Genomic DNA, 7,427 nt, shown 5'->3' with positions numbered 1-7,427 from the left:
ACATCAAACTAAAGAAAAAACGGGCGCGAGTGAAGATTGAGTGACTTCTGTTTGATGCTGAAAATAATTCGGCAGAAACTCACTCGCGCACTTTACACCGGCTGACTAATGGGTGACCCCTTTGATTACATTATATTTCCAGCTGAGTCTCTATCCACTCGTAGAGTTCATCCGGCGTAGCGATTGTATCCAGGCCCAGCTCTCTTAGCTGCGCCTGCGGACAGAACTGTATCGCCGCAGCAAAACACTCAGCCATGGTGTGAAAATGGAAATAGTTCATAAAAGCCATCATGCTCAGTAACAGTTTTATCGGGAAAGGCTCTGTTTCATCGATGAATCTAAAAAAATCGCGGGTGGTGCCTGATATCCCTGAAAGCAAAGGAAAACCAGCCTGCTTCAAAGCCACAAAGACATCATTGTCCAGCTTAAGCTGGAAAATTTGAACCGGTGTAAATGAGCTGGGCACAAGACTGTTTTGCAGTGGGTCGTTAAATGATGACAATCCTGGGGCGGCCTCTCTATTCTTCGGCATTTCAGGCAAATATTTCGCCAACATCCGCGAACTATCACCACCGACAGCAAAATCGAACGATTTCAACAACGGCCAAACGAATTTATCTTTTTTATCAATTTTTTTACCACCACTACTACTGCTCATTAGCGGTCGCAAGGCCAAAAAAAGTTCACTCTGCCATTCAACATCACTTGAATTGCTGCCATCAATGCTCGTCAAAAACATGTCGAGTTTTCTATCTGATTGAATGATGTCCGTGACCTTCACTTTCGAATCAATCTCAGCCTCGCCCAGCAGTCGTCTCAATTGACTACCCGCTTTGTTTTTCACCGGAGTAAAGCGATTCAAAGTTGCGACAACCTCTTTGGCCCAATTTTGTTGGTAAATCTGGTCTGCCAACTGCCGCTCTTTTTTGACACACTGGTACTTAGTCCCAGTGTTGTTCAGCGCAGATAACTGTTGTTCGCCGAGCATTTGCTCAGGGTTCATTCCATTGTAACTGAGTACCGCACAGAAAATTTTCAAGTCTCTATCGGTCAACTTTTCTAAGTCAACAGTGGCGCCTTTTTCAACAGCAAAAGAAACATTTAGTAAACTGGTCAATTGCAATCTTGCATAGTTACTTTGTTCAAAATGACCATCTCCTTTAACCATGGTAGTCCCCATGTCTTGAAAGGTCGTTCGCTTTAGTTGATCTGACAACCCCAATTGAGTCTCAAGTTCTTTGATATCTATGACATTACCATCCCTTTCATCCACCTTGGTATTTTTGACGGTATCGGTGTACGTAGTAAAATTTTTAGCTTTTTCTACCATCAACTGATAAAGGCCACTTTGCTTGTCAATATACCAGCCAAACTGGTTCGGAGCACGATAGTCACAACTCTCAATGGTTTCGTTGAATAACTTTTTGGCATCAAACAACAGATCTTGCGCCCGTTCAATAGGAACCAATTTTCTTTCTTTCCTAGACAGCTCGTTCCAGTTTTGTTCGGCAGTTTTGGCCAACTTTTCCGCTTTGTCATCCATGATATATTCTGTCGGCAGCCAACCATCAACAATGGCTTTGGCCTTTTTAAGCTGTGCCGTCTTGTTTTCATCCAATGAATAGGCGGCCAAGTCCATAAATATATAAGTCGGGATCTGCCAAGCTCGAATCGCCGCTTTGTCAAACCCCTGATTGACATAGTTGTAATACCAACTCAACGCCCGATAGGGATTATTAATGCCGATATTGAATTTGCCCGACTGAGTATCCTGCTTGACAATAAGTGCATTTTTTTCATCTAAAAATGCATCTTTATAATGACCGCGCTCATAATCACATTGAGCGACAGTACAGTAACAAGTAACCCATTCGTCGTTTATTGGAATGACAATGTTAGGATAAAGCACCGACTGGCTTTGGTCGGAAAAACCCAAATCTTTCACCAGATGCGCTTTTTTGCCAATGCGGGTCAAAACACTGTGTTGATAAATTAACATCGTTTGCCAAGGTGTCTTGCCTTGTTTTTTATCCTGTAAGGATTTCAAGTTTTCAATCTGTTGTTCCAATGATTCCATCGCACTATCGCTATACAGATTGAGAAATTCCCTAACTGAAGCAGAATGCCTAAGTTGAACGATAAACCGGGCAATGCTTTCAACTTCACTCGAAGACAAATTTCCCAGCGTGCTATCAACTTTGATGAATCCCCGTTTGATACAAAGGAGCAATAACGCTTGCAAGCGGTCTTCACAAATGAAATCAGCAAAGATTTTTCCCATAGTTCAACCCTCACTTAGCTTTGAGCTTTTGGTTACCGGCTTTTCGGCAATCGCTTTCTTCTGCTCCATCAGTATCGAGCTTAAAAGCGCTCATCGGCAAAGCCGCGTACCTTGCCACCCATTGCCAAAACCACTGTTGGGCGACATCATCATCTCGCCAGACATATGCAGGACGTGACATCACTTCAAAATCTTCAGGTTTTTTCTGGTTATCCGTAATAGAACGATAATTATTGATAAAGTTAATCAATCGGATGGAGCAAATGGATGGAATTTTTTCTACCGGAGTGCCTTTAGCGTATAGCATCATTACTTCACGAACAATGTTCGGACCTGTAATATCCAAAGTGGAGCGGGTGATGTTGGATTGCCAGTAATCCTTCAATAACCCTGCATTTTCAAGGGGGGAATCACTGTTGAGTATGACCTCATAGGCACTATGAATCGCTTTACGAATCAAGTCAACCACAATACTGCCCTTGTTGGCTGCCATTGCACAGTTACTCAGGTACAGCGACTTGTCACCATGTACTTCAACCAATTCCAAATCCGTTCGGCCAGGCCACTTGCTCCCCTGATAGTCTTCGCCGTGCTTATCGGGCGTCAGTGCCGCCAACATCATGCCGTCTTCTACACTCAACTCACCAAAGGCTTTGGTTAGTTCAATATCGACATCGAGGTAAATGCCGCCATAGTTGTATAGCGCTTCATAGCGAAGAATATCTGACGCAGCAGCGGCAAACATCCCTCTGTGTGTCAATTCACAATGATAGGCATCTTGGTTTAGCCATTGCATACCGGTTAAGAATTCATGAGATCTGAGATTACATAATTTCAGCCTGCCCTCATATTTTTCATCCGCAGCCAACTCACGCAATGGCGCCATATCGTTGAGCGATTCTTTGACCATCGCAACCGTTAATGCAAGCTTTTGATCTTTATCCATTCCTTTGGTGCTGAATCGAATATTGTGAATATCCCGACCTGATGCTGCCGTACCTCGAAAAGGGTGGTTTGGTGTGCGTGATGATTCGTCATACTCCTTCCGTAATTGCTGCGAATTTTTGTTTAAGGTTTTACGCACGGCCATATTGTATTGATGGGCATCATCCCACCAAACCCATACCTGATAGTCAAGCGCATGTTCAAGCCAACTCTTTATGCCCTGAAGTGTTTTAATCTTCTCAATAGAGCCGCCCCCGGCCCATGTACAATGGATAATTTTGTTGATTTTTCTCGCCATGTTGTCATGCCTGTAAAGTTCAATTTTCAACCATATTAAGGCAAAGGCATGAGATGAAACTCTTGTAAATCTATGTTTTAGTCCTTACATCAAACTAAAGAAAAAACGGGCGCGAGTGAAGATTGAGTGACTTCTGTTTGATGCTGAAAATAATTCGGCAGAAACTCACTCGCGCACTTTACAACGACTGACTAATGGGTGACCCCATTGATTCTCTTTTCTTAAAAAAAGAGAGCTTGCTCTTTGTTTTTACTTTGTTTTTTAATAACAAAACTTAAACACCTGTGTTCATTAATAAACATTTTTAACACTTTTGTTATTTTTATTTTTTTTATGTGTTCTTTTATATGTGCAAGTAACTAATTTTAAAATCGGTCATAAAGCGCACTTTATTTTCACAAAATTTATTTTTTTGAAAATATCAAATGTGAATAAATTTATTTAAAATCAACTTTAATTATATAAAGGATAAGACATGAAAATAAACATAATAACATCAATAATTTCAAGTGCAATGCTATTTAGCAGTATGGCAAGTGCAGATATATCTAATAATAACATTAAAACTAATTCAATCTATGATAACTTGATTACCAACAGTATTGAAATCAGTAATAACGTGTACTCTGAAATAGTAATGTTTGGGTTTAATGGCTATATTTGTACAGGTACATTCGTTGATTCAAAAACTATTCTTACGGCAGGCCACTGTGCAGCCTCGTCAGAGTATAATCCAAGTAATATAGAAGTATTGACTGGGGAAGCTAAAGGTCAAAGGCCTTCAAGTGTCTATGTGCATCCTCATTATGACGATTCAAATTGGAATGGCACTTATCAATATGATCTAGCAGTTCTAAAGTTTGATTTCCCAGTTTCTTCAAGCTACAGAGCATTAGCACCGCAATCAGCTAGAGCAGTCGCACGACAACGAGCTGCAATAATCGGCTTTGGAAACAATAACCAAGTTAAGGAGACAGGTGCCGGTGTAAAGCGTCTTGGTATCGCTACTGTGAGTTATGTTGACGGCGCAATGATATATGCTTATGGAGATAATGGTAACAGTGGCTCAAATCAAGATTGGACAAGAGGTACATCCTTAACTGGCCGTGGTGACTCTGGTGGCCCTATTTTTTCTGCTCAAGGGATTTTAGGAGTGACTAGTGGCGGCTCTGTTGGTAGTGCATTTTGGGTCGATGTCTATTCTAGCGCCTCAAAAGCATTTTTAAATCAACATATCCGATAATAAATAGCCCCCAAATGGGGGTTTTTAATTATAAAAACAATAAAACAGGAGGGAGAGTTTTGAAATCTTTAAAAATTATAACCTTTATATTACCACTTTCTTTTATATTTGATGCAAGTTCCACGACCGATAGGAATTACAAGGAACGCTGGATTAACCCAAAAGGCGACCCTCTTTTAAAATATCAGTGGAATTTACTAAACCAGAATTTCAAGCGATATAATAATTCATATAGCGATTTAAATCTCTGGCAAACACATATATGGGGTCATAAAGGAAAAGATATTAAAGTTGCAGTCATTGACTCTGGTGTTGATGTTAGACATCCAGAATTAGTTGATAATTTGATTATGTTTAGTGATATTAATTCGTTAGCTACAAATAACTCTCATGGTACAAAGATGGCAGGAATAATAGCCGCTTCAGAAAATGATATTGGAATTCGTGGCGTAGCCCCCCAGAGTCAGATAGTATCTTTTTCAGGTATTAATAACTTAGACGATTTTATGGTTAGCCATGGTCTACATGAAAGCTCATATGATGTTCAAGTGTTCAATCAAAGTTATGGTTTAGCTTGGTCACATAGTGTGCCATATACATTGAGCACTCCAGAGTTAGATTATATCGAAATGCAATCAGTGTTAAAAAAAGTCTCTCTTGAAAATTCAGCAGATAAAAGAAGTGCGATATTTGTAAAGTCAGCGGGTAATGGGTATTTGGAAAGTGGTGTCTTTTATCTTGACGCTAATGATAATCGAGTAAAAAAGTACCCAAAAAATAGCAAACCCATTGGCGATAATTATTTTTTACCTTGGCAAAATTCGAATTCAGATCATGAAAATGCCAACTATTGGAATATGGTTGTTGGAGCCGTCAATGCTTTTGGTGAAAGAACTTCTTATTCAACACCTGGCAGCAGTGTATTTATTTCAGCACCAGGCGGAGATTCATTTAACACTGGTGTTAAAAATCTTTCAACGACATTTACCTGTACACATCTAAAAGAACAAGGCCTTTTAGAGCCTAGTATGTTTATCAGTGATCTAAGTAATGCGCCGTTTATCTCATGTACTCATAGTAGCCTGCTATTGAAGCTACTTGATGTTGAGCAAATTTATATGCAGAGAACCGGCGAAAAAAATATTGATTTAGGGCTGATCTACACATTACCAGAGTTTATGTCTATTGAAACAACATTAACTGCACAAGAACATCAAATTATTAACCAATTGATTTTGATGCAAATACTGAATCCGCAGTTTGGCAATGAGCAGGGTCGTGGATCACTGTTGTCATATATTGCTGAGCAGTCAGATTTTAGTTATGCAATAGACGGGACGTCTTCGGCTGCTGCTAATGCAACTGGTGCGGTTGCTTTGTTAATGTCAGCAGCGATTATGCAAAATCATCAGTTATCATCTCGCGATATACGCCATTTGTTAGCTAATATTGCAACCAGAATTGACCCTAATCAAAGCGCCATTTCGGTTGATGGTATTATTGGATTAGAAGGTTGGTCTAAAAATGCAGCAGGTCATTGGTATAGCCCTCATTATGGCTTTGGGTTAATTGATGTTGATAAGGCCGTGGAATTAATTAGACGATACACCATTGAAAGTTTACCTAGTGACTTAGTTGAATCGGTCTGGGCTTCTTCAGACTTGAACTTACCAGAAATTAAAATACCGGATACTAAAAAGACGGTGACGTCGGTCATTACTTTAAATGATGAACTGTATATTGAAGCGGTACAGGTTAGGTTGGATATTACCCACAGCCGTATATCAGATTTGAAAATAGAGTTGGAATCGCCCAGTGGAACACGCAGTATTTTAATGTCGCCCTTTGGTAATTTAAACGGTCAAGCTTTGAACTCTGTCATTAATGGTCTACAAAATACGCAGGGTTATGACGATCACCTGATGCTGAGCTACAAATTTTGGAATGAGAAGGCGAATGCGGAGAATGGTCAGTGGAAGTTGCATGTGACGGATATGAGCGCTACGCACCGGAGTTTTCAATTATCAGGTCGCAATAGTTATGAAGATGTAATTATTGTTAATGATAATAATGAGCAAGAAGGCAGCTTAAACAGCTGGTCAATTCGCGTAATAGGCCATCAAGAAAAGATCAATAAAAAGAAAAGATTAGATTAACTATTTTAGGTTAACATTAAATCAGCGAGAGCGCTTTATAAGCACGTTAGCGGTTTGAGCTATTCTACCGCCGACTTTCCTTATATCCACCTTAATTGGTAAATGTAATCAATAGGGTCAGAGTCTGAGGAATCCCCACGAAATATCTATGTAAAACAATGGGCGTAATAAAAAAACTGATGCGCAAGGGAGCATTCATGGCATTGGGTGATCAGATCTATCGCCAAACAAAACTAATCGGTCAATACCATGATTGCCAAACAAGTATTATCTAAATGCCTTTCCATTGTCACGCCAAAAATGCATAAAGTTCGTCGAGCAAGCCTATTTTCTGCGATCGAAAGCACAATGTCTGGTGCGGCTTTATCCGTCACCGGAATTGGGCGTAATATTGACAGTGCTGCGAAAGAAAAACACCGGATAAAACGGGCCGACAGATTATGCAATAACTCACATATTCATCGAGAAATTGATGCTATTTACACACGCATGACATTTTTACTC

The 7,427-nt window shown here is 40.0% G+C and carries 4 protein-coding genes and 1 pseudogene; 3 read left to right on the top strand and 2 right to left on the bottom strand.

Going from position 1 to position 7,427, the window contains the following annotated elements; translation table 11 throughout:
• Nucleotides 1-130: 130 nt before the first annotated feature.
• Nucleotides 131-2,281 (bottom strand): hypothetical protein, encoded by a 2,151-nt coding sequence (locus N482_RS04040; protein WP_063375858.1) that lies wholly within the window; start codon nucleotides 2,279-2,281, stop codon nucleotides 131-133.
• A 10-nt stretch (nucleotides 2,282-2,291) separates the two neighbouring features.
• Entirely contained in the window at nucleotides 2,292-3,524 is a 1,233-nt protein-coding gene (locus tag N482_RS04035) for a TcdA/TcdB catalytic glycosyltransferase domain-containing protein (RefSeq protein ID WP_081227728.1), read from the bottom strand.
• A gap of 475 nt (nucleotides 3,525-3,999) precedes the next feature.
• Here N482_RS04035 and N482_RS04030 point away from each other — a divergent pair, with 475 nt between their 5' ends.
• From N482_RS04030 to N482_RS04020, 3 genes and pseudogenes are all read left to right on the top strand, one after another.
• Complete coding sequence (locus N482_RS04030; protein WP_063375857.1) at nucleotides 4,000-4,767, top strand: S1 family peptidase; 768 nt, start codon at nucleotides 4,000-4,002, stop codon at nucleotides 4,765-4,767.
• A gap of 59 nt (nucleotides 4,768-4,826) precedes the next feature.
• Entirely contained in the window at nucleotides 4,827-6,923 is a 2,097-nt protein-coding gene (locus N482_RS04025) for a S8 family serine peptidase (RefSeq protein ID WP_231100786.1), read from the top strand.
• A 249-nt stretch (nucleotides 6,924-7,172) separates the two neighbouring features.
• Nucleotides 7,173-7,427, top strand: a pseudogene (locus N482_RS04020) (IS4 family transposase); the annotation flags it as partial.

Source organism: Pseudoalteromonas luteoviolacea NCIMB 1942 (assembly GCF_001625595.1).
In the GTDB taxonomy this organism is placed as follows: domain Bacteria; phylum Pseudomonadota; class Gammaproteobacteria; order Enterobacterales; family Alteromonadaceae; genus Pseudoalteromonas; species Pseudoalteromonas luteoviolacea_A.
The sequence above is the reverse complement of the archived record's forward strand: the minus strand, read 5'-3'. Positions and strand labels throughout refer to the sequence as shown.